Annotated in this window: 26 protein-coding genes; 21 read left to right on the top strand and 5 right to left on the bottom strand. The window is 55.1% G+C overall.

What is annotated here, in order from left to right; translation table 11 throughout:
* Positions 1-36 precede the first annotated feature (36 nt).
* From CA832_RS04235 to CA832_RS04165, 15 genes are all read left to right on the top strand, one after another.
* Positions 37-966 carry a bifunctional riboflavin kinase/FAD synthetase gene (locus tag CA832_RS04235; RefSeq protein ID WP_088340298.1) on the top strand — a complete coding sequence of 310 codons (930 nt, stop codon included), beginning with the start codon at positions 37-39 and terminating at the stop codon, positions 964-966.
* On the top strand, positions 963-2,282 hold the full coding sequence (locus CA832_RS04230) for an HTTM domain-containing protein (RefSeq protein WP_088340297.1): 1,320 nt from the start codon (positions 963-965) through the stop codon (positions 2,280-2,282). Before CA832_RS04235 ends, CA832_RS04230 begins: the two co-directional genes overlap by 4 nt.
* A gap of 71 nt (positions 2,283-2,353) precedes the next feature.
* Positions 2,354-3,628, top strand: a complete 1,275-nt coding sequence (gene serS / locus CA832_RS04225; RefSeq protein WP_088340296.1) for a serine--tRNA ligase — start codon at positions 2,354-2,356, stop codon at positions 3,626-3,628.
* A 62-nt stretch (positions 3,629-3,690) separates the two neighbouring features.
* Positions 3,691-5,481, top strand: coding sequence for a tetratricopeptide repeat protein (locus tag CA832_RS04220; protein ID WP_088340295.1), 1,791 nt, complete (start codon positions 3,691-3,693; stop codon positions 5,479-5,481).
* 15 nt (positions 5,482-5,496) lie between these two features.
* Positions 5,497-5,808: a DUF4286 family protein gene (locus tag CA832_RS04215; protein WP_088340294.1), complete on the top strand. Its 312-nt coding sequence runs from the start codon at positions 5,497-5,499 to the stop codon at positions 5,806-5,808.
* Positions 5,808-6,143: a gamma-glutamylcyclotransferase family protein gene (locus CA832_RS04210; protein WP_088340293.1), complete on the top strand. Its 336-nt coding sequence runs from the start codon at positions 5,808-5,810 to the stop codon at positions 6,141-6,143. Before CA832_RS04215 ends, CA832_RS04210 begins: the two co-directional genes overlap by 1 nt.
* Positions 6,140-7,000: a 16S rRNA (adenine(1518)-N(6)/adenine(1519)-N(6))-dimethyltransferase RsmA gene (gene rsmA, locus CA832_RS04205; RefSeq protein ID WP_088340292.1), complete on the top strand. Its 861-nt coding sequence runs from the start codon at positions 6,140-6,142 to the stop codon at positions 6,998-7,000. Before CA832_RS04210 ends, rsmA begins: the two co-directional genes overlap by 4 nt.
* The gene (gene mgtE / locus CA832_RS04200) at positions 6,987-8,339 is read left to right on the top strand and encodes a magnesium transporter (protein ID WP_088340291.1); all 1,353 of its coding nucleotides are present in this window, start codon (positions 6,987-6,989) and stop codon (positions 8,337-8,339) included. The genes rsmA and mgtE overlap by 14 nt, the downstream gene beginning before the upstream one ends.
* Positions 8,340-8,408: 69 nt before the next feature.
* Positions 8,409-9,335 carry a carbon-nitrogen hydrolase family protein gene (locus CA832_RS04195; RefSeq protein WP_088340750.1) on the top strand — a complete coding sequence of 309 codons (927 nt, stop codon included), beginning with the start codon at positions 8,409-8,411 and terminating at the stop codon, positions 9,333-9,335.
* Positions 9,332-9,697, top strand: coding sequence for a cupin domain-containing protein (locus CA832_RS04190; protein ID WP_088340290.1), 366 nt, complete (start codon positions 9,332-9,334; stop codon positions 9,695-9,697). The genes CA832_RS04195 and CA832_RS04190 overlap by 4 nt, the downstream gene beginning before the upstream one ends.
* Before the next feature lie 5 nt (positions 9,698-9,702).
* A complete protein-coding gene (locus CA832_RS04185) occupies positions 9,703-10,641 on the top strand; it encodes a 2-hydroxyacid dehydrogenase (protein WP_088340289.1) in 939 nt (312 codons plus the stop codon).
* Positions 10,642-10,650: 9 nt separating this feature from the next.
* Entirely contained in the window at positions 10,651-11,067 is a 417-nt protein-coding gene (locus CA832_RS15280; RefSeq protein ID WP_088340288.1) for a response regulator transcription factor, read from the top strand.
* An 89-nt stretch (positions 11,068-11,156) separates the two neighbouring features.
* Positions 11,157-11,681, top strand: coding sequence for a DUF4199 domain-containing protein (locus CA832_RS04175; protein ID WP_088340287.1), 525 nt, complete (start codon positions 11,157-11,159; stop codon positions 11,679-11,681).
* An 11-nt stretch (positions 11,682-11,692) separates the two neighbouring features.
* A complete protein-coding gene (locus CA832_RS04170) occupies positions 11,693-12,148 on the top strand; it encodes a DUF1801 domain-containing protein (RefSeq protein WP_088340286.1) in 456 nt (151 codons plus the stop codon).
* Between the two features lie 94 nt (positions 12,149-12,242).
* The gene (locus CA832_RS04165; RefSeq protein WP_088340285.1) at positions 12,243-12,632 is read left to right on the top strand and encodes a VOC family protein; all 390 of its coding nucleotides are present in this window, start codon (positions 12,243-12,245) and stop codon (positions 12,630-12,632) included.
* A 156-nt stretch (positions 12,633-12,788) separates the two neighbouring features.
* On the opposite strand, the gene CA832_RS04160 is transcribed toward CA832_RS04165, so the two are convergent.
* Positions 12,789-13,646: a helix-turn-helix domain-containing protein gene (locus CA832_RS04160; RefSeq protein ID WP_158211878.1), complete on the bottom strand. Its 858-nt coding sequence runs from the start codon at positions 13,644-13,646 to the stop codon at positions 12,789-12,791.
* A 206-nt stretch (positions 13,647-13,852) separates the two neighbouring features.
* Between CA832_RS04160 and CA832_RS04155 the strand changes: the two genes are divergently transcribed.
* The 5 genes from CA832_RS04155 to CA832_RS04135 all read left to right on the top strand — a co-directional run bounded on the left by CA832_RS04155 (position 13,853) and on the right by CA832_RS04135 (position 17,574).
* Entirely contained in the window at positions 13,853-15,394 is a 1,542-nt protein-coding gene (locus tag CA832_RS04155) for an aldehyde dehydrogenase family protein (RefSeq protein WP_088340749.1), read from the top strand.
* Between the two features lie 342 nt (positions 15,395-15,736).
* Entirely contained in the window at positions 15,737-16,171 is a 435-nt protein-coding gene (locus CA832_RS04150) for a TM2 domain-containing protein (RefSeq protein WP_088340283.1), read from the top strand.
* A 76-nt stretch (positions 16,172-16,247) separates the two neighbouring features.
* Positions 16,248-16,571, top strand: a complete 324-nt coding sequence (locus CA832_RS04145; protein WP_088340282.1) for an ArsR/SmtB family transcription factor — start codon at positions 16,248-16,250, stop codon at positions 16,569-16,571.
* A gap of 13 nt (positions 16,572-16,584) precedes the next feature.
* Positions 16,585-17,067: a DUF6428 family protein gene (locus CA832_RS04140; RefSeq protein WP_088340281.1), complete on the top strand. Its 483-nt coding sequence runs from the start codon at positions 16,585-16,587 to the stop codon at positions 17,065-17,067.
* A 9-nt stretch (positions 17,068-17,076) separates the two neighbouring features.
* Positions 17,077-17,574 carry a GNAT family N-acetyltransferase gene (locus tag CA832_RS04135; protein WP_088340280.1) on the top strand — a complete coding sequence of 166 codons (498 nt, stop codon included), beginning with the start codon at positions 17,077-17,079 and terminating at the stop codon, positions 17,572-17,574.
* A gap of 9 nt (positions 17,575-17,583) precedes the next feature.
* On the opposite strand, the gene CA832_RS04130 is transcribed toward CA832_RS04135, so the two are convergent.
* The 3 genes from CA832_RS04130 to CA832_RS04120 form a co-directional block, all read right to left on the bottom strand.
* Complete coding sequence (locus tag CA832_RS04130) at positions 17,584-19,395, bottom strand: GNAT family N-acyltransferase (protein WP_088340279.1); 1,812 nt, start codon at positions 19,393-19,395, stop codon at positions 17,584-17,586.
* Positions 19,396-19,475: 80 nt separating this feature from the next.
* On the bottom strand, positions 19,476-20,726 hold the full coding sequence (locus CA832_RS04125; protein ID WP_088340278.1) for an aspartate kinase: 1,251 nt from the start codon (positions 20,724-20,726) through the stop codon (positions 19,476-19,478).
* Positions 20,713-21,201 carry a GNAT family N-acetyltransferase gene (locus CA832_RS04120; RefSeq protein WP_088340277.1) on the bottom strand — a complete coding sequence of 163 codons (489 nt, stop codon included), beginning with the start codon at positions 21,199-21,201 and terminating at the stop codon, positions 20,713-20,715. The genes CA832_RS04125 and CA832_RS04120 overlap by 14 nt, the downstream gene beginning before the upstream one ends.
* A gap of 115 nt (positions 21,202-21,316) precedes the next feature.
* On the opposite strand from CA832_RS04120, the gene fbp reads away from it, so the two are divergent.
* Positions 21,317-22,324, top strand: a complete 1,008-nt coding sequence (gene fbp, locus CA832_RS04115; RefSeq protein WP_088340276.1) for a class 1 fructose-bisphosphatase — start codon at positions 21,317-21,319, stop codon at positions 22,322-22,324.
* On the opposite strand, the gene CA832_RS04110 is transcribed toward fbp, so the two are convergent.
* A complete protein-coding gene (locus tag CA832_RS04110) occupies positions 22,325-22,753 on the bottom strand; it encodes a TerB family tellurite resistance protein (RefSeq protein ID WP_088340275.1) in 429 nt (142 codons plus the stop codon).
* Between the last annotated feature and the right edge of the window lie 100 nt (positions 22,754-22,853).

Raw genomic sequence — 22,853 nt, 5'->3', positions numbered from 1 at the left:
ACCACCTAAAATAAGCTTTTTTATTATTTTGATTCCGTGTTAACCGTTCGAGGCCTTTCCCATTACGACAGCATACGGCCCAGCGTGGTTACCATCGGAACCTTCGATGGGGTCCACATCGGGCACCGGACCATCCTGGAACGCCTGCAGGCCAGCGCCTCCGGTGCGGATTTACAGTCTACCCTCCTCACATTTTTCCCGCACCCGCGGATGGTTCTGCAAAAGGACAGCGATATCAGGCTGCTCAATACCATAGAGGAAAAATCGGATATCCTGGCAGCCATGGGCCTGGACTGCCTGGTGATCCACCCCTTTACGGCGTCCTTTTCACGACTTACGGCCACCGATTTTGTGCGGGATGTCCTGGTGGACACCCTCAAGGCCCGCAAGGTCATCATCGGGTACGACCACCGCTTCGGGCGCAACCGCACGGCGAGCATTCAGGACCTGATCGCCTTCGGAAACCTCTACGATTTTGAGGTGGAGGAAATCCCTGCCCAGGAAATCAGGGATGTTTCGGTAAGTTCTACTAAGATTCGCAACGCCCTGGAAACAGGGGACCTGGAAACCGCCAACGCCTACCTGGGCTACCCCTACATGCTTTCTGGAATTGTAAAGCCGGGGAAACAGCTGGGGCGCACCCTGGGCTTCCCAACAGCCAACCTCCAGGTTGGGGCTACCTATAAACTGATCCCCGCAAATGGGGTATACACGGTGAGCAGCACCTTGTCGGGACGACAGGTTTACGGGATGATGAACATCGGCACCAACCCAACCGTGGAAGGTAGCGGACGGCATATCGAGATCCACTTCTTCGACCTCGAAGAGGACCTCTACGACAAGGAAATACGGGTAAACCTCATCACCCGGCTCCGGGAGGAACGCAAGTTCGAATCCCTGGATGCCCTGCGGGAGCAACTCACCCGCGACGAGGCCGCAGCCCGGGCAGCCATCCGCAGGCCATGATCCGCGACTTCCTCTATTCCCGCATAGACAACAGCCCCCTGGTGGTTTTCCGCATCTGTTTCGGGCTGTTGCTAAGCCTGGAAACCTTTGGGGCCATCGCTACCGGGTGGGTGCGTCGCAACCTGGTGGAGCCCGAATTCACCTTTTCCTTCATCGGCTTTGAGTGGCTGCAACCCCTGCCCCACCCCTGGATGTATGTGTACTTCGTGGTAATGGGCCTGTTGGGGCTGGCCGTTATGGCAGGGTACCGGTACCGGTTTAGCATGGCCGCTTTTACGATCATGTGGACGGCGGTTTACCTCATGCAAAAGACCGCCTACAACAACCACTATTACCTGCTGGTACTGATCTGTGCCCTGATGTGCTTCATGCCGGCACACCGAAATCTTTCCCTCGATGTGCGGCGAAATCCCACCTGGCGCTCGGATACCATGCCGGCCTGGGTGAAGTGGCTGGTGATAGGCCAACTGGGCATTGTCTATACCTACGCCGCCCTGGCCAAGCTCTACACCGACTGGCTGGACTTCAGCTTTATCGGGTTGTTGATGCAATCCCGGGCGGGGTACCCCGTTATTGGCCCCTTGCTCCAGGAGTCCTGGGCACACCAGGCCATAGGGGGGTTCGGGATTGTTTTCGACCTGCTGGTGGTTCCGGCCCTGTTGTGGCGCCCCACCCGGAATTTCGCCCTGGCAGCCTCGGTATTCTTCCACCTCTTTAATTCCATTGTCCTGCAGATCGGGATTTTTCCCTACCTCTCCCTGGCCTTTATCCTGTTTTTTTATCCGGGGCAGACCATTAGAAAACGCTTTTTGAGGGGGCGGGAGGCGGTGGTTAAGAATGCACCTGTATTGCCAGGGTACCACAGGTGGGCCACAGCAGCTATGGCTCTCTACCTGGGGGTACAACTGACCCTCCCACTGCGACACCATTTTATCCCCGGGGATGTGTTGTGGACCGAAGAAGGCCACCGCCTGAGCTGGCGGATGATGCTGCGCTCCAGACAGGGGGCCATCAGGTTCCGGGTGGTAGACAAATCCACCAAATGGAGCCGGGAAATCAATCTTAAAGAACACCTCACGCCTAGCCAGATCCATAAGGTAATGGCCTACCCGGATTTTATCTGGCAATTTGCGCAATACCTGAAACAACACTACCGGGAACAGAGGCGGGAGGTTGCCGTCTATGCCCGCGGACAGGTCCGGATCAACACCCGGCCTTTCCACCCTTTTGTAGACCCTGAAACCGACCTGGCCTCGATTCCCTGGGACCCCTTCAGACCCAGCCCGTGGATCTTGCCGGCACCCTGGGAGGAATAGCAAAACGCACCCCATTCCCGGCTGGCGGATTCGGCATTTTCGCCTTAAATTTGCAGTCTTAACAAGGACCTATGTTGCCACTTCAGCTTTTACGGGACGAATCCGAACGCATTGCGCAGGCGCTTGCCAAACGAGGCCTGGACGCCGGTCCCATGCTCGGCGAAATCCTGGAGCTAGACCGGGAGCGCCGCAAACTGCAGGCCGAACTCGACGAAACCCTGGCGGAAGCCAACCGGAAATCGAAGGAAATCGGGGAACTTTTCAAAACAGGGAAAGCGGCCCAGGCGCAGGAATTGAAGGAGGAATCCGGAAGGTTGAAGGAACGCTCCAAAACCCTGGGGGAAGCCCTTAACCAGGCTGCGGAAGCCTTGCAGGAAGCCCTGTATCAGCTGCCCAACGTCCCTCACCAAAGCGTTCCCGCCGGGCAGGACGAAACAGACAATGAGGTAGTGGGGCAGGGCGGCACCAAACCGGTGCTGCCGGAAGGCGCCCTCCCCCACTGGGAATTGGCCGGGAAACACGACCTGATAGACTTTGAACTCGGGGTAAAGGTCACCGGGGCCGGGTTCCCAGTTTACAAAGGAAAGGGGGCCAGGCTCCAACGGGCGCTTATCCAGTTTTTCCTGGACCGCAACACCGCTGCCGGATATACCGAAGTCCAGGTACCCCACCTGGTAAATGCGGACTCCGGCTACGGCACCGGGCAGCTCCCGGATAAGGAAGGGCAGATGTACGAAGTACAGGTAGACGGGCTCTACCTCATCCCCACTGCGGAGGTCCCGGTAACCAACCTGTTCCGGGATGTGATCCTGAGTGCGGACCAACTCCCGGTATGCTATACCGCCTATTCCCCGTGCTTCCGTCGAGAGGCCGGCAGTTACGGCGCCCATGTGCGCGGCCTTAACCGCCTGCACCAGTTCGACAAGGTGGAAATTGTGCGCGTGGAGCACCCAGAGGCCTCTTACAAGGCCCTGGAAACCATGGTGGCCCACGTGAAGGGCCTGCTGGAAGCCCTGCAACTGCCCTACCGCATCCTGCGCCTCTGCGGGGGCGATTTGGGTTTTACCTCGGCCCTTACCTACGATTTTGAGGTCTGGTCTGCCGCCCAGGAACGCTGGCTGGAGGTGAGCTCGGTATCGAATTTCGAAGCCTTCCAGGCCAACCGCCTGAAGCTGCGCTACCGGGAAGGAAATGACAAGCCCCAACTGGCCCACACCCTCAACGGCAGTGCCCTGGCCCTGCCGCGCGTATTGGCCGGCATCCTGGAAAACTACCAGGACGAAACAGGCATCCGCATCCCGGAGGTACTGGTCCCCTATACCGGGTTCGACCGGATCGATTCCTAAATAGGCCGCCACCACAGGCCAAACGGGCGCAGCAACTTCGTATCTTTGTGAAAAGCACTGCTGTGAAAACCCTCGTAACATGCCTCTTCCTGCTGGCCTGCCCGCTCCTTTGGGGGCAGGAAGACTTTTTGGCCAAGCAGTACTTCGAAGACGGGGATTTCGACAAAGCCCTGGTCTTTTACGAAAAACTGGTTTCGGAAAACCCCAGGCGAACGGATTACACCGAACGCATGATCCAGTGCTACCAACAGCTGGAGCAGTTCGAAAAGGCGATTGGGTATTTGGAAACCACCCTGGAGGCAGGCCAGGCCTACCCCACCCTGTTTATTGACCTGGGCTATACCTACCTCCTGAAAGGGGAACCCGAAAGGGCTGAACAGTGGTATGCGCGGGCCCTGGAAACCATCGATGAAAACCCCAGCCTGGGATATGGGATCGGGAATAAATTCCAGCGGTATTCCCTGTTGGATTATGCCCTGCAGGCCTACAGAGCCGCCATGGAACGAAACCCGGAACTGGACTTCAATTTCCAGATTGCGCGCATCTATGGGGAGCAGGGGCAGGTGGAAGCCATGTTCGAAGCCTATGCCGACCTGCTTTCCATCCGCCCTTCCGCCAAGCCGAACGTGTTGCGCGTTTGGGAGGCGTTTATCTCCACCGACCCCGAGGCCCAGAACAACGTCTTGCTGAGGCGGGTACTGCTGAGGCGGGCGCAACAAAACCCGGACACGCTCTGGAATGAGTTACTCAGTTGGCTCTTCCTCCAGCAGGGGGCCTACGCGGCAGCCCTGAACCAGGAAAAGGCCATTTACCTCAGGGAAGGTCTGGAGGGGCTGGAACGCATCGCCGGCCTGGGCCGCATTGCCGAGGACCAGGGGGCGCTGGATGCCGCCCAGGCGGCTTTCGAATATGTGGTTAAGGAAAGTGAGGACCCGGTACAGACCCTAAATGCCCGCCTGCACCTGATCGATATCGGGCTCATTAAAGACCCTGAAGCAGACCTACAAAAGGTCCGCAGGGCTTACCAGGAACTGGTAGACCAGTATGGGTTTGCCTCCAACACCCTGCAACTTCAGGTGGCTTATGCCAAATTCCTGGCCTTCCGCCTGGGCGATACCGATACAGCCATAGCCCTTTTAAAAAACAGCCTGGAACTTCCCTTGCCGAATTACACCCAGGGGTACCTCAAACTGAACCTTGGGGATATCCTGGTCCTGGAACAGCGCTTTAATGAGGCCCTGGTTTTATTTTCCCAGGTCCAGAAGCTGCTGAAAAATGATGTCATGGGGCAGGAGGCCCGCTACAAGGTTGCCCAGACCAGTTTTTACAAAGGCGACTTCGACTGGGCCCTTACCCAACTCAAAGTGCTCCGGAATTCAACCTCCCAGCTCATTGCCAACGATGCCATGCAACTGAGCCTCACCATTTCGGACAACACCTTTGAGGATTCCACCCAGGTGGCACTCAGGAAATATGCCCGGGCAGACCTGCTGGCCTATCAGAACAAGAAGGAGGAAGCCCTGGAGGTGCTGGAGGACATCCTGGACCAACACAAAGGGGAGCGCATTGAGGATGAGGCCCTGCTGCGCCATGGCCAGATGCTGGAGGAAAAGGGAGCCTTTCAGGAGGCCCTGATGAGCTACCGCAAAATCATCGCCTTTTATGGGGACGGAATCCTGGCCGACGACGCACATTATGCCTTGGCCGAAGTATACCGCAAGCACCTGGATGACCCGGCCCAGGCTATGGAACATTACCGGGAGATCATTTATTCCCACCAGGACAGTTATTATTTCCCTTTGGCCCGGAGGCAATTCCGGATCCTTCGGGGCGATACCCTTGAAGAACTTTAAACCCCTCCAGCCCATATGTACATTTACAACGTGACCATTAATGTGGAAGACTCCATCCGGGAAGCCTGGCTGCAATGGCTCCGGGAAATCCATATTCCCGAGATGCTGGCAACGGGGAAGTTCTCCGATGCACGGGTATGCCGGGTGGTTGTGGCCGAGGAGACCGGCGGCACCACCTTTGCCGTCCAGTACAAAGCCCAAAGCCGTGAGGCACTTATGGCGTATTACCAGGAGGATGCCCCGAGGCTTCGGGCCGATGGAGTGGAACGTTTCGGGGACAAGTGCTTGGCCTTCCGAACCGAACTCGAAATCCTCAGCGAACACTGATGGAGCATGCCAGCCCCTTCCTGTTCGTCTACGGCACCCTGCTGGATGACGCCCTGAGACATTGGGTATTCGGGCACCAGGCCCCAGGACAGCCGGATACCCTTCCCGGGTATCGAAAACTGGAGGCTTCCGTGGCAGGTCGCTACCCCGAAGTCCGGCCATGCCATGAAAAGGACTGCAGCGTACCCGGACTGCGGCTGGAAGTTTCTCCGGAAGACCTGGAACGGGCCGACGCCTATGAAACCGCCCTGTACGTCCGGGAGGTCCTGCCCCTGGCTTCCGGAAAGAAGGCCTGGGTCTACCTGGCCGCAAACCCAGAGAAGAAAGGCACATGAAACGGAAAAAAAGACAGGCAAAGAGCAAGGGTTCCAAGGGGTCCGTACAACGGGAAACCGGGGTCCGCGCCAAAAAGCACCTCGGCCAGCACTTCCTCACCGATGCGTCCGTAGCCGCACGCATAGCCGATACCCTGGAGCTCGCCGAAACAAACTGCCTGTTGGAAATAGGACCAGGTACCGGCGTCCTGACCGCTTTCCTGCTGGAAAAACCCATCCACCTTGTGGCTGTGGAACTGGATGCGGAATCGGCCCGCTTCCTCCGGGATGTCTTTACGCCCCTGCAGGCGTCAAGAGGGCTGCTTTACCAGGGGTTTGAGGTACTGGAGGCCGACTTCCTGCGCCTGGATCTGCAGGAGGTTTTTGAGGGCAGGTCTTTTGCCATTACCGGCAATTTCCCCTACAATATTTCCTCCCAGATCCTCTTTAAGTTGCTGGATTACCGGGATAGGATCCCAGAATTCAGCGGGATGTTCCAGAAAGAAGTGGCCGAGCGGGTATGTGCCGGGCCGGGGTCCAAAACCTATGGGATCCTCTCGGTCCTCATCCAGGCCTACTACAAGGCAGCATACTGTTTTACCGTTCCCCCGGATGTCTTCGACCCCCCTCCCAAGGTCTCCTCGGGCGTACTGCACCTTCACCGCCTGGAAGCAGCCCCCGACTGGGATTACAGGGACCTGAAGCTGGTGGTGAAGACAGCCTTCAACCAGCGCCGCAAAACCCTGCGCAACAGCTTAAAAAGCTTGGCTTTACCCGATTTTATCAAAGAAGATGCTATCTTTGACCGACGCCCGGAACAGCTTTCCGTTTCCGAATTCATCGCACTGTCAAAGCATCTATCGCATGACACCGTTTAAGCTTACCGACGAGCTGCTGGAGACCATCCGGGAGCTGATCGAGAACCGTCAGAATGCCGAGTTGCATTCCATGATGGAAGAGGTGCACTATGCCGATGTAGCCGAGATCATCAATGAACTCAGCAATGAACAGGCCACCTACCTGATCAAGCTGCTGGACAGCGACAAAACCTCCGACGTCCTTACCGAGGTAGACGAGGACATCCGGGAAGGCATCCTGAAAAACCTCTCTTCCAAAGAGATCGCAGGGGAGCTGGAAGCCCTGGACACCGACGATGCGGCCGATATCGTGGCAGAACTCCCCAAGGAGATCATCCAGGAAGTTATTTCCGAAATCTCAGACCGGGAACACGCCAAGGATATCGTAGACCTGTTGCGCTACGACGAGAATTCCGCCGGGGGACTTATGGCCAAGGAGTTGGTCAAGGTAAATGAAAACTGGAGCGTCCTGACCTGCGTAAAGGAAATGCGGCAACAGGCGGAAAACGTTACCCGGGTACACTCCATCTACGTGGTGGACGACGAAGGCCGCCTCAAAGGACGGCTGTCGCTCAAGGATTTGCTTACTGCCTCCACGCGTTCGGCCATCAAAGACGTTTATATCCCCAAAGTGGATTCGGTCAATGTGAATGAGAAGCCCGAAGAGGTAGCCAAGATTATGTCCAAATACGATTTGGAGGCCATTCCGGTGGTGGACGAAATCGGACGGCTCGTAGGCCGTATTACCATCGACGACATTGTAGACGTGATCCGGGAAGAAGCCGATAAGGATTACCAGCTGGCAGCGGGTATTTCCCAGGACGTGGAAGCGGACGACAGTATTTGGGAGCTCACCCGGGCACGCCTGCCCTGGCTCTTTTTGGGGCTCATTGGCGGAGTTGGTGCGGCCGCTATTATGGGCGGTTTTGAGGCCCTGATTTCCCGCCATGCCGTTTTGTTCTTTTTTACACCCCTTATCGCGGCTATGGCCGGAAACGTGGGGGTGCAGTCCAGCGCCATCATTGTGCAGGGCCTTGCCAATGACGATTTAAAGGGCAGTATTGCCAACCGCCTGGTCAAGGAAATGCTCCTTGCTACCCTGAACGGCCTTATCCTGGCAGCGGTATTGCTGCTGTTTACCTGGGCCTGGCAAGGGAGCTTCCCGTCCGCCCTGGCTATTTCTATATCCCTGATCGTGGTCATTGTGGTAGCGGGGATCGTGGGCACCTTTATCCCGCTTTTCCTGCACAAACGGGGGATAGACCCTGCCATTGCAACAGGTCCCTTTATTACCACCAGCAACGATATCTTCGGCATCCTGATCTACTTTTGGATTGCCCGCCTGGTGCTTGGGATTTAGCTTCTTTTGGGGTAATTTACCTTCCCATTATTGCCCTCGTGGCAAACCGGAACAACTAGCAACCATACCATGAAAGTAACCGTTGGCGTCGTACAGGAATCCCCCGCCTTCTTCGACAGGGAAGCCGGGCTGGAGCAAGTGGCCGAAATCAGCGGCCGCTGCGCTGCTATGGGTTGCCGCCTGGTGCTGTTTCCCGAATCTTTTATTCCCGGGTACCCGAGGGGATTCTCCTTCGGGGCCAGGATTGGGAGCCGCACCCCGGAAGGGCGCGCACAGTATGCTGAATACCACCGCAACAGCCTCGACGCTTCGGGACCGGAAAAGGCGTTCCTGGAAAAGGTAGCCCGGGAGCATGGCCTCTACCTGGCCATCGGAGTAACGGAGAAAGACCAAGCCCATGGGAGCCTTTATTGCTCGCTCTGGTATTTCTCGCCTACTTCCGGCTTTCTGGGGTCCCACCGGAAAATCAAACCCACGGGCACCGAGCGCCTGGTCTGGGCCGAGGGAGACGCCTCGGGGCTGCTCACGTATGAGACACCCCTGGGCCGCATCGGGGGGCTTATCTGTTGGGAAAATTATATGCCGCTGGCCCGTCAGGCCATGTACCGGAAGGGGGTGCAGATCTACCTGGCGCCAACGGCCGACGCCCGCCCTGGGTGGACGGCTACCATGCAGCATATCGCCCTGGAAGGCAGGTGCTTTGTACTGGGCTGCAACCAGGTCACCTCTGCTGCCACCTACCCGGAACACTACCGGGACCAGTTGCGAGATTCCGGGGAAGATTTCAGCACGGGCGGAAGTGTAATTGTGTCTCCCTCGGGGGACATCCTGGAAGGGCCCCTCTTTGGGGAAGCTGGTATCCTTATGGCAACCCTGGACCTGGAACAGACCGTGGCCCACAAACTCGATTTCGACCCCAATGGCCATTACACCCGCCCCGATGTTTTCCGTTACGACGCCCCCGGCCAACCCGAAACCCAAAAAGACGGCTTGTGAAACCCATCAACCCCAAAGAAAAACTCCTGCGGTTTTCGGACCACTGGCACCTCCGCCGCATTGCGACGGTAAACCAGATGCAGGTCTTGCTGGCCAAGGTAAGCGGAACCTTCCTCTGGCATGCCCACGCGGAAGAGGATGAACTCTTCCAGGTTTTGAAAGGGACCCTGTATATGCGCTTCCGGGACCGCACCGAAACCGTTCGGGAAGGGGAGCTAATCGTGGTGCCCAAAGGGGTGGAACACTGCCCGGAGACCCGGGGGGGTGAAGAAGTGCACCTCCTGTTATTTGAGCCCCTCACCACGGCACATACCGGAAACGTGCAAAGTGAACGGACCCAAACCCACTATCCGGAAATCTGAGACCCATGACCGTACTACACCTGGACGAAAACCACCCGGTACTAGCCCAGAGGCTGGAAGCCCTCGGGTATGAAAACCACCACGACTATACCAGCCCGAAAGAAGCCATCCTAACCACCCTTGACCAATACGAAGGGCTTATCCTCCGTAGCCGGATCCCCATAGACCGGGAGTTCCTCGATGCTGCACCCCGCCTGAAATTCATCGGCAGGGTTGGGGCCGGGCTGGAAAACATCGATACGGAATATGCGCGGGACAAGGGCATCTTCCTGGCGGCAGCCCCTGAAGGCAACCGCAATGCCGTTGGCGAACACACCCTCGGGATGCTCCTGGCCCTGCTTAATAAACTCCATACCGCAGATACCGAAGTGCGCAGCGGCCTCTGGCGCAGGGAAGCAAACCGGGGGTGGGAGCTCGATGGAAAAACCATCGGCATTATAGGCTATGGTAATATGGGAAAGGCCTTTGCCCGGAAACTGGCAGGGTTCGACGTGGAGGTGATCTGCTACGACATTGTTGGAGGGGTTGGCGATAAAAACGCCCGGCAGGTCGGCATCCTGGAATTCCAGCAAAAGTCGGACGTTGTAAGCCTGCACGTGCCCCAGACCCCACAGACCATGGGTATGGTTTGCACTTCCTTTATAGAGGCTTTTAAAAAGCCCTTCTGGTTGTTGAATACCGCCAGGGGGAAATGCGTTCGAACCGAAGACCTGGTAGCCGCCCTGAAATCGGGCAAGGTGCTGGGGGCCGGGCTGGATGTGCTGGAATATGAAAAAGCCTCCTTTGAATCCCTCTTTTCCGCCTCGCAGATGCCTGCACCCCTAAAACACCTCATAGAAGCCCCCAATGTCCTGCTTACCCCGCATGTGGCCGGGTGGACCGTGGAAAGCAAGGAAAAACTGGCACAGGTCGTGGCCGATAAAATTCAGGCGCATTTTTCTTAACTTAAGACCATGTGGCGTACCATTTGGGTCTTCTCGGCGCTGATCCTGGCGATCCTCATCCTGCTCCGGCTCAGCCGGATGGCCTACCTGGGCCATCTGCTCCGAATCGAATGGCTCCTTGCCGGGGTGGCCGCTTTGTTCCTGATCCTGGGGATGGCCCTTACCCGTTCGGGTAAAAAGCCGGCCCCGACACTTGGGCCGGATATCCGAAAGAAGGAACAGCTGGGGCTGAGCAACCGGGAACTCGAGGTGCTTACTGCCGTTTGCCAAGGCATGTCTAACCGGGAAATCGGGGAGGCGCTTTTTATATCGGAAAGTACGGTAAAGACGCATGTTTCCAACCTGCTGGCCAAGCTGGATGTGAAGCGACGCACCCAGCTTGTGGGCAAAGCCCGGGCCCTGAACCTGATTGCTTCGCCCTTCTGAAGTCGCTTTTTTTTGTTGGATTGGTACTTTAGTATGACCTCCGCTCCCCATTAAATGGCGAAGTTTGGAAAAACCCTAAACCGACGATTATGAAACAAACCATCCTCAAATACGGCGGCTACGGAGCCCTTACCATTTGTGTGCTCTTCCTGATTTCCTGGTTTGCCCTGAACGACTTGGATATGGGAATCCAGGAAGTAATCGGCTATGCCTCCATGGTGGTGGCCCTTTCCCTGGTATACTTCGGGATCCGCCATTTCCGCGACCAGTTCAACAACGGGGCACTCACCCTGGGCCAGGGCATCCGCATTGGTTTGGGGATTAGCCTGATAACCGCCCTTGCCTTCGGTCTGCTCGACGTGATTTATGTGGTGTGGTTAAACCCGGATTTTATGGAAACCTATTACCAGAATGTCCTCTCCGAATTGCAGGCCACCCTGCCGGAAAGCGAATTCCTGCAGCGCAAGGAAGAACTAGAGGCGCAAAAGGCCCTCTTTGCCAGTCCGCTCATGAATTTCATCCTTATGGCTGTTACGGTCCTGATTATTGGTGTGGTGATAACCCTGCTTTCGGCCCTCATCCTGAGGCGTAAGACTTCGGACCTGCCATCCTGAACCCCAATCCTATGACATCGGACGCCAAGACCCCACAAGAGTACTTAGACCAACTCCCGGAAGACCGTAAGGCAGCCATTCAAAAACTCAGGCAGGTCATAACGGAGCACTTGCCGGACGGTTTCGAAGAAACCATGAACTATGGAATGCTCGGGTATGTGGTTCCCCATTCGCGATACCCGGCGGGTTACCATTGCAACCCTAAACTGCCGTTGCCTTTTATCAGCATTGCTTCCCAAAAAAACTTTGTGGCCCTGTACCATATGGGCTTGTACGCCGATGCGGCCCTGATGGAATATTTCAAGGCCGGGTACGCCGCATCAGACGCCGGCAAACTGGATATGGGTAAAAGCTGTATCCGATTTAAGAAACTGGATCGGATCCCCTATAAGCTGATTGGGGAACTTTGCGAGAAAATGTCCGTTGCAGACTGGATTCAAACCTATGAATCGGCCTTGAAACGATAACGGGTGACATACATACCACCATTCTGAGTCTTTCTTAGGGGCCCCCACCGCCCTCCCAAATCCAAAATACCTGTCAACCCTGAAACAAACCATCATGAAAAAACGCGTAACCGGCCTCGGAGGCTTTTTCTTCAAAGCCAAAGACCCCGACAACATCAAGACCTGGTATAAAGAACACCTGGGCATCCCAACAGACGCATATGGATGGACCTTTCTGTGGCAAGACAAGGATGGTTCGCCCGGGCGCACCCAATGGAGCCCGTTCCGGGAGGACACCGACTATTTCGACCCCAGTTCCAAACCCTTTATGATGAATTTTCGGGTGGCCGATCTGGAAGGTCTTATGGAGGAATTAAAAAAGCAGGGGGTTGAAATCGCAGGGGAAATGCAGACCTATCCCTACGGCAAATTCGGGTGGATTCTCGACCCGGAAGGAAATAAAATAGAACTATGGGAACCCCCTGAAGCGGATTTTCAGGGATAAGGAATTATTTCCAACATGCTACCGGCTCTAGACCAACACCATTAAAACCATATAAGGGGACCTAATAAACGTAGGCGGCGAGACAGAAAAGGCATCCGCAGATCCCACAAAAAAGAGCAGGCTTTGCCAACCTACTCCGATGAGATGGATTTGGCCTTAGTCTACCCGGTACTCCTGAGGGGTCTGGCCCTCCAGCTTCTTAAAGGCTCTGTTGAAATAGTTGGGGTCATTGAACCCCGATGCGTAAGCCACTTCCTTGATCTTCAGGGCTGGGTTATTCCGGATCAGTTCTTTGGCGTGTTCCAGCCTTCGTTGGAGTACCAGCCGGGCCGGGCTAATCCCAAACTGCTCTGTAAACATGCGATAGAGTGCGGATTTGCTCATACCCGCCAGCTGGCAGAGGGTTTCTATCCGGATTTCGGAGGTAAGGTGGCTGTTGATATAGGCAATGATGGCGTGGATGGGTTTGCTGTTGGAGGCAAATACACTGTTGCGTTCGGCTTCCCCGAGATTCTGCATGCGTATTAAACACAAAAGCAGCTCTTTGAGGATCAGCTCTGCCTCGAAATGCTTGAAGGGATCCTTACTGGAAAGTACCTGGATCATCCGGCCGCTTACCAGGGCAAGGCGTTGGTTATTCTTCAGGATGGGGTTCTCCAGGTCCAGGGTAAAGCATTCCTCGGCCTTATGCCCGAGCTGGCTTTGCTCCCGGATACGGTTTAGCTGCTGCTTTACATAGGCATCATCTATGACCAGGGCGGTACACTGGGTAGGCCGCTCGCGGTTGGCCTCCGGGAAGTCGATCCGCATAAGCTGATCTCTCGAGGCCAGGACGGTTTCCCCCGGAAGGTAATCGAAGCTGCCCAGGCCTTCTATCCGCATCACTTTTTTACCCCGCAGCATGGAGGTTACCGTAAACCCGGGAAACTTCAGGTGGAAATCCCGGGCCTGCTTATGGGTCTCAAATACGTTTAATTCGCAAAAATCCAGATTGAAGGTGTTGCGGTGTTCCACCAGAGATGTGCGTTGCGCTTCTGGCGTTAGGCGATATGGTGTAATAAAGGAACCCATGGCAGTTCTGCCAAAAAAGATACAAAAACCAGCATAACCCAGGCCAATGGATACGGCTTTTGGGAAGATTGTGCTATAAGTTGAGAAAATGATGCACCCGTTTTGAGAAACTTTAGGTGTTCTTGGGCTTCATAAACAAACAAAACAACATGGAAACCCTAACACAAAACCCTGATACCGCGGCCTTTCCCTTTGTGGGGCCGTCGGTTTCGTTCAAACCCAGGTACGACCATTATATCGGTGGGACCTGGACTGCACCCGCCTCGGGCGCTTATTTTGAAAACATCTCCCCCGTAACCGGAAAGGCCTTTACCCAGGCAGCCCGGGGCACAGAGGCCGATATTGAAAAGGCACTGGATGCTGCCCACGCCGCCTTCCCGTCCTGGAGTAAAACATCTGCCGCAACGCGCTCCAACCTTCTGCTGCGGATTGCACAGGTTATGGAAGACAACCTGGAGTACCTCGCCACAATTGAAACCATAGACAATGGCAAGGCCATACGGGAAACCATGGCGGCAGACCTCCCCTTGTGCATTGATCATTTCCGGTACTTTGCCGGCGTGATACGGGCCGATGAAAGCACCATCTCGGAGCACGATGCCGACACCGTAAGCATAAACCTGCACGAACCCCTTGGGGTAGTCGGGCAGATTATCCCATGGAACTTCCCCTTGCTGATGGCGAGTTGGAAGATTGCACCGGCCCTGGCAGCCGGAAACTGCATTGTGGTAAAACCGGCCGAACAGACCCCTACCAGCCTGATGTGTCTTATGGAACTCATAGACGGCATCCTACCCGAAGGGGTCCTCAACGTAGTTACCGGGTTTGGCCTGGAAGCCGGTAAGCCCCTGGCCACTTCGCCAAGGATCCAAAAGGTAGCCTTTACCGGGGAAACCGGCACCGGGAAACTCATCATGCAATACGCATCGGAAAACCTGATCCCCGTGACTATGGAATTGGGAGGTAAGTCCCCCAATATCTTCTTTAAAAGCGTGGGTGATGCGGATGACGCCTTTTTCGACAAGGCTGTGGAAGGCGCTGTGATGTTCGCGCTGAACCAGGGTGAGGTTTGTACCTGCCCTTCGCGCATCCTGGTCCACGAAGACATTTACGACCGATTTATGGAACGGGTTATTGAGCGCACCAAGGCGATCAAAATGGGGAACCCCCTGGACCCTGAAACCATGATGGGGGCACAGGCTTCCAACGAACAGTTCGACAAAATCCTGGGCTATATGGAAATAGGCAAACAGGAAGGTGCCAAAGTCCTTTGCGGGGGTACCAAAAAAGCCCTGAACAGCGGTCTGGAAAATGGATTTTATATTGAACCCACCATCCTGAAAGGCCATAACAAAATGCGGGTATTCCAGGAAGAGATCTTTGGCCCTGTCACCTCCGTGACCACCTTTAAGACCGTGGAGGAAGCCATCGAAATTGCTAATGACACCTACTACGGGCTGGGTGCAGGTGTATGGACCCGGGACGCCCACGAAATGTACCAGGTTCCCCGGGCTATCCAAGCTGGGAGAGTATGGGTGAACTGCTACCACGCCTATCCGGCTCATGCGCCGTTCGGAGGGTATAAGAAATCCGGATTTGGGCGCGAAACGCATAAGATGATGCTGGATCACTACCGGCAGACCAAGAATATGCTTATTTCCTACAGCAAGGACAAACTCGGGTTCTTTTAGAATTTCCCAAGTGTTATTCCTATCTGAAGAATACCATCAAAAGCGGCCTGCGGGCCGCTTTTGTGTTTCCGGAACTAAACAGAAGAGGATGGGACCTTCAGAGGGGGAGCTTCCGTTTTGAGAACAAGGGACCCCTCCCCCACCCAACTTCAAGATACCAACACCCCCCGCAAACCACAATCATGGGAAGCTGCCGTGTGCTCTGCTCCAAATCAAAGGACTTAAATCAACCCAACTTGACCCAAACACAGACCAGGCTATTGGAAAGTGTAGACGAAGCGCTTTATGAATCCCATTTTATTTCCTACATTGTACTAACTATCAACCAACAATATTAAGACCATGTCAGACGACAAATCAAACCTGGGCGACAAGGCCGAAGAGGCCTTCGACAAAGCCAAGGAAAAAGCTAAAGAAATGGGCGAGGAGGCCAAAGAGGCTGCCGGAGACTTCAAAGAAGAGGCCAAGAAAACGGCAGAGGAATTCAAGGAAGGCCTGGAAAGCGTAAGTGCCGACAACAAGAAAATCCTGGCAGGCATCCTGGCCATCCTGTTTGGCTCCCTGGGAATCCACAAATTTATCCTGGGCTACCAGAAGGAGGGGATTATCCTATTGGTTATCACCATAATAGGCTTTGTACTATCCTGTATAGGCATAGGGGTCTTCCTGGTCTGGGCCACAGGGCTCATCGGCCTTATTGAAGGTATCATTTACCTGACCAAGAGCGATGCCGAGTTCTACAACACCTATCAGTCCGGGCGCAAACCCTGGTTCTGAAAAAAAGCCGGAATGTAACTTCCGGCTTTTTTGTTTCACTTTATTATCGTAATATTGCGATATAACAATTACCTGAATGGGCGTCAGCAAATCCGAACTCTTCAATTCCCAGCAAAATGAAATCGCCCAGGTGGCCAAGGTCCTGGCCCATCCTGCACGGGTGGCTATCCTCCAGTACATCAGCCGCCAGGATGCCTGTATTTGCAGTGACCTCGTGGAAGAAACCGGGCTGGCCCAGGCCACCATATCCCAACACCTGAGTGAAATCAAGAAAATCGGATTGCTCAAAGGAAATTTCCAGGGCAAAAACCTCTGCTATTGCATCGACAAAGACCGGTGGGAAACCTTCAGTACGTTATTCGAGTCTTTTTTCAACCGCATCAGCCAACAGTGCTGTTAACTAAAAACATCCTATGACCACACGCGAATTTATCTCCCTGCTGCAAAGCCATCCCAATCACATCCTCGACTTTGAATACCGTCCGGGGGAACACCTCCGCCCGGATTACCATATTACCGAAGTCAAAAATGTCTACATAGATGCCACCGATTGCGGGGGGCGTACAGACAGCTGGCAGGAGACCCTAATCCAACTCTGGGAAGCCCCTAATCCGGAACCCCACCACGGCCCCATCACCTCGGACAAGGCCCTGTCCATCCTCGGACGTGTGGCCCAACAAAAACCGTTGCTAATGGAGAGCACCCTGAAATTCGAATACGGGAATGCCTCCTTCCATACCGGGCAACTGCATGTGGCTCTGTTCCAAACCAAAGGCGAGACCCTTACCTTCACGCTAAGCACGGAAGCCACCCAATGCAAGGCCCAGGAACTATGTGGAGTGGGAGCCCCGATGGAATCTTCCTCGGGCTGCACCCCCGGAAGCGGGTGTTGTTAATGTCCTGCCATGAATGTCCGTAACATGTTCCCGAAAGACTGGCCGGAGGTGTCCCGTATCTATGCCGAGGGTATGGCTACCGGGGTAGCAACCTTCGAGACCCAGGTACCCTCCTACGAGGCCTGGGATGCCGCTCACCTGCCGAACTGCCGGCTGGTAGCCGAAGCTACCGGTGCCATTGCCGGCTGGGCCGCCCTGTCGCCCGTTTCGGGCCGGTGTGTTTACGGAGGTGTGGCGGAAGTCAGTATCTATATCGGGGAAGCCTTCCGCGGGCAAGGGGTAGGCATGCAGCTTATGAACTCCCTTATACGGGAGAGTGAAGCCAGCGGGTTCTGGACGCTTCAATCCGGTATTTTCCCTGAAAACGCGGCCAGTATCCGCCTCCATGAAAAAGCGGGGTTCCGCCGCATCGGGTACCGGGAGCGGATTGGCCAGCGCAACGGGGTCTGGACAGACAACGTGCTTTTTGAACGGCGGAGCAGTCGTATTGGAATACCCGAAGACTGAACTCACCGGTTAGGCCGGCCCGTTACCTTCGGCCAGCTTCCGTTCCAACTCAGCCTGGAATTCTTCCATAACCGGCTTCACGGTGCTTTCCGGGAGGTCGGAAATGCGGATATACATCAGACCGTCTACGGCGTTGTTGAAGAGGGGGTCCACATTAAAGGCCACCACCCGGGCGTTTTGTTTGATGTACTTTTTGATTAGCACCGGCAGGCGCAGGCTGCCCGGCTCCACTTCCGAGATCAGGCGGTCGAACTTATTGAGGTCCGCCTCGGTCTCGTCAAAAACGAACTCCTTGTCTGCATCATTGAGCTTTACCTTGAATTCCTTTTTGGGGCGGATGTACTGCGCCACATAGGGGTCCCAATAATTGGATTTCATGAACTCGATCATCAGGGACTTTGAGAAGTTCGAAAACTGGTTGCTGATACTTACCCCCCCAATGAGGTATTTGTGCTCGGGGTGCCGAAGCGTTGTATGGACTATCCCCTTCCACAACAGGAACAGCGGCATGGGTTTTTGCTGGTATTCCTCCACGATATAGGCCCTGCCCATCTCTATAGATTGGCGCATCATGGGGAACAGTTCCGGCTCAAAGCGGAAGAGGTCCTGCAGGTAGAAACCGTCTATGCCGAATTGTTCGAAGATCTCCGATCCCATCCCCATACGGTATGCCCCGACAATTTGTTTCTCGGCATCGTCCCATAGGAAGAGGTGGTGGTAATAGTCGTCGAAGCGGTCTAAGTCGATGGACTTATTGGTCCCTTCACCAATGGCGCGGAAGGTCATTTCCCGTTGGCGCCCGATCTCCTGTAAAATAAAGGGCATGTCCTTTTTCTGGGCCAGGAAAACCTCGTAATTCTTGCTTTGCAACAGCCGGCAGTCCTTCTCCCTGAGCTTTTCGATTTCCCCTTCGATAACCTCAGTCCGCACAGCAGAGGCAATGCGCCTGGGGGGCTTGGGGATTTTGATGGAGCCCGGGATCTGGTCTATGAGGCGCTCGCGTTCATAGGGGTTGGCCAGCAGATAAGTCTTACGGCGCAGCAGGTCGGCATATTCCTCCAGGGAGTCTTGTTCCTTCTGGACCGCCACCGCTATGGGCTGGCCAATCCGTACCTTTATCGGGCGGTTGCGCTGGGTCACCAACTCGGTGGGGAGGCGGGCCGTACGAAACTTTTCATTGATGCTGGAAAGGCGGTAAAACAGCCGGCTGTTGCGGGCGTGGAAATACACCGGGACCACCGGGACGCCTGCCTTCCGGATCAGCTTTAGGGCCCCTTCCTCCCAGGGACGGTCTACAAAATGGTGCCCTTCCTTATAGGTGGAAACCTCCCCGGCGGGGAAGATGCCCAGCGGGTGTCCCTCGCCCAGGTGCTCGAGGGCCTGTTTGACTCCGGCAATGGAACTCTTGACATCCTGCCGGTCCTCAAAGGGGTTTACCGGCATTATATACGGGGCCAGGGGGGCGATTCTGTGCAACAGGAAGTTGGCGACAATCTTATAATCCGAACGGTGCTGGAGCAGGAGTTTAAGGAGGAGGACCCCGTCTATACCCCCCAGCGGATGGTTGCTGATGGTGATAAACGGACCCTCTTTGGGCAGTCGCTTAAAGTCTTCCTCCGGAATTTCGAAATCTATTTCATAGTGCTCCAGGATGCGCTCCAGGAATTCGGGTCCGGAAAGCTGCTGGTTGCGTTTGTAAAACCGGTTCAGGTTACTAATGCGGGTTACCTGCATCAGGATCCAGCCCATAAAGGTCCCCAGGAACCCATAGCGGTCCAGGTGGATGGCTCTGGCAACTTCCTTGGCAGTAACTAAACTCATAACCTTCCTTCTTCGGGGTAAAGATAGAAAAATGGGGGTTGCCGGGGGTTAAAACACGGGCATTTTGGGCCTGCCTCCGTCTAACGTACCACCAATTGGACCGTTTCCCTTCCGCGCTGTTCTAACAAGACCTCCCGCCCGTCCTGGAGGGAGCGGATGGCGTCCGGGTCGAAGTGCCGGATGGTGTAGAGGGACACCCCTTTCTGGTGAACCACCTTGAACCTCCCCTTGAGTTGCGATAGCAGGGCCTCCAGGCGGTTGTACTTGTCGTCGAAGCAGACCGAAAAACTAATGGCCGAATTCTGGATCAGGTCTACCTTCATCCGGTGGTCGTGCAGCAATTTGAACAGGTCGCTGATATTGTCCTCTACGATAAATGAGAAATCCAGGGAGGAGAGTTTCATGAGCACCTGGTCCTTTTTCAGTATAAAGCAGGGGATCTCCGGCTGGATTCCTTTGCCCTTGCCGACAACAGTACCCGGGTCCTGGGGCTTAAGGAAGGATTTTACGTATAGGGGAATCTCCTTGCGCTGCAGAGGCTGCAGGGTTTTCGGGTGGATTACCGAGGCCCCGTAAAAGGCCAGTTCAATAGCTTCCCGGTAGGAGATCTGCTGCAGCAGGGTGGTTTTCTCGAAGTACCTGGGGTCCGCATTGAGCACACCGGGGACGTCCTTCCAGATGGTCACCGAGGCCGCATTGAGGCAGTAGGCAATAATGGCTGCCGTATAATCGGAACCCTCCCGCCCCAGGGTAGTGGTGAAATTGTTCTCATCACTGCCCAGGAAACCCTGGGTAATAAAGAGCTCGCGCCGTCCGGAAAGGGCTGCTACGGCCTGCTGCGTGCGTTCCCAATCTACCCGGCCGTCCCGGTAGTTGGAATCGGTTTTGATGTAGTCCCGGATATCGAGCCAGGTGTTGGCCAGGCCCTGGGATTCCAGGTAGGCACTCACAATAGCCGTGGAAAGCAGCTCCCCGTAACCTACTACCTGGTCATAGACAAAGCTGTTTTTGGGCGATTTGTTCCAGGCCAGAAAGCCTCTTACCTCAGCCAAAAGCCCCCGCACCCTCTCGTAAATGGGGTGGGAAGCAGCCGGAAAAAGCCCGGAGAGGATCTCCAGGTGGTAATCCTCCACCCCTTGCAGGGCCCCGGCCAAAGCAGCCTTGTCCTCGAAGTAGGCGCGCACCACCTCCTCCATGGCATTGGTCGTTTTGCCCATGGCGGAGACCACCAAAAAGGTCTTTTCCGTTCCGGTTTGCCGCAAAACGGCCAAAAGGTTGCGTACCCCGTCGGCATCTTTTACCGAGGCACCTCCGAATTTATAAACCCGCATAGTGTTGTAAATAGTGATCGATCCCCCGCTCGTCGAGTTGCACCACATCCCAGTCCCTCAGGATTCGCGCACCCCTGGATTTGTAGAACCGGATGGCCGGTTCGTTCCAGTCCAAAACCTCCCAGCTTACCCGTTTGGCGCCGGTGTCCCGGGCGTGGCGGATGACCTCGGTGAGCAGGGCGCTCCCAAGGCCCGAACCCCTTGCAGGTTCGGTAACGATGAGGTCCTCCAGGTGCAGGGCGGGGCCTTTCCAGGTGGAATACCGCGGATACACCAGCGCCATCCCATCTACCCCCATCCCGCTATCGGCCACGAAACACCGGAACCGGGGCTCGGGCCCGAAACCGTCTTCTTTGAGCTTTTCCACAGTAACTTCCACCGCATTGGGTTCCTTTTCAAATATTGCCAATTCGGTGATCAGGCGGTGGACTGCCGGCATATCTTCTTCCCTGGCGGGTCGGATCGTATATTCCATAATTGTTACAAATAAAACACAAAGTTATAATTTCACAAAAGTCACTGAACTCGAAATCGATGTAGTTTCACAAAATAAGCGATATTTGTGGGCAGTAACACCTAACCCGAAATTTATGCAGGGGAAAACGAAAACCCTGGGCGAGTTCATCATAGAGAACCAGGCCGAGTTCCAGTATTCCACCGGCGAACTATCCAAACTCATCAACGCCATCCGCCTGGCCGCCAAAGTGGTCAACCACGAGGTAAACAAAGCCGGGCTCATCGACATCCTCGGCGCCGCCGGGGAAACCAATGTCCAGGGCGAAAGCCAGCAAAAACTCGATGTGCTGGCCAATGAGAAATTTATCCAGACCCTGAAAAACCGGGAAATTGTCTGTGGTATTGCTTCGGAAGAGGAGGAGGATTACATCTCCATCAATTCCCTGGACGAAAACCACCAGAACAAATACGTGGTACTGATTGACCCCCTGGACGGGTCTTCCAATATCGACGTGAATGTTTCCGTAGGTACAATATTTTCCATTTACAGGCGCCTGACCCCAAGCGGTACGCCGGTAACCCTGGATGACTTCCTGCAACCCGGTGTAAACCAGGTAGCAGCGGGGTATATAATCTACGGAACCTCCACCATGCTGGTCTACACTACGGGCCATGGCGTTAATGGGTTTACCCTCAACCCGGCCATCGGCACCTTCTACCTCTCCCACCCCAACATGCAGTTCCCGGAAACCGGTAAGATCTATTCCGTGAACGAGGGGAATTATATCCACTTCCCCCAAGGGGTCAAGGACTATATCAAATATTGCCAGATGGAAGAGGGGGACCGCCCTTACACCTCCCGATACATCGGGTCCCTGGTGTCTGACTTCCACCGCAATATGATAAAGGGCGGGATTTATATGTACCCGAAAAGCAGTGTGAACAGCAATGGGAAACTCCGACTGCTTTACGAGTGCAACCCCATGGCTTTTCTGGCTGAGCAGGCCGGGGGCAAGGCCTCCGACGGGTATGGCCGCATCATGGAGATTCAGCCCACCGAATTGCACCAGCGGGTTCCCTTTTTCTGCGGCAGCCGTAAAATGGTGGAAAAAGCCGAGTCCTTTATGGCCCGGCAGCGGTAATTAGTCTTTCTTTTCTATCAGGTAGAGGTAATCCTCAAAGGGGATTCTACCGGTAAAGATCGCAACGGACTTGGCGATGACCTCATCGGCTTTCTTGTCGGAGAAGCCCAATCCCAGGGCATATTTCTTAACAAGTGCCATTTCCTCGGAATCTATCTGGTGGTCGGAGAAAATGATACCGAAGAAATCGAACAGGCGCTCGTAGCGCTTCTCCATTTCGAAAGGTGCTTCAATGGGGTATTTGTTCTCCTTTTTCATCACCTCCTTGTATTCCTGAGGGGTGATATCCAGCTTGGCGGCAAAACGATCGATTACTTCCTTTTCAGGAGGGTTGATGGCGCCGTCTACGGCAGCCAGGGAAGCCAGTGCGGCAAAGTGGGCCAGATTCCTCCTTTTCTCGGGGTGGTTATACAGATCCAGGATAGGCATGATACAAATGGATTTTCGTGCAAATATACCGCTTTGTTCCCGTTCTGCACAGCAATGCCATCCAATTCTTAGACCGCCCCACGGCCGTTCCGGGAGGATA

This window comes from Robiginitalea sediminis (assembly GCF_002198115.1).
Classification (GTDB): Bacteria; Bacteroidota; Bacteroidia; order Flavobacteriales; family Flavobacteriaceae; genus Robiginitalea; species Robiginitalea sediminis.
The sequence above is the reverse complement of the archived record's forward strand: the minus strand, read 5'-3'. Positions and strand labels throughout refer to the sequence as shown.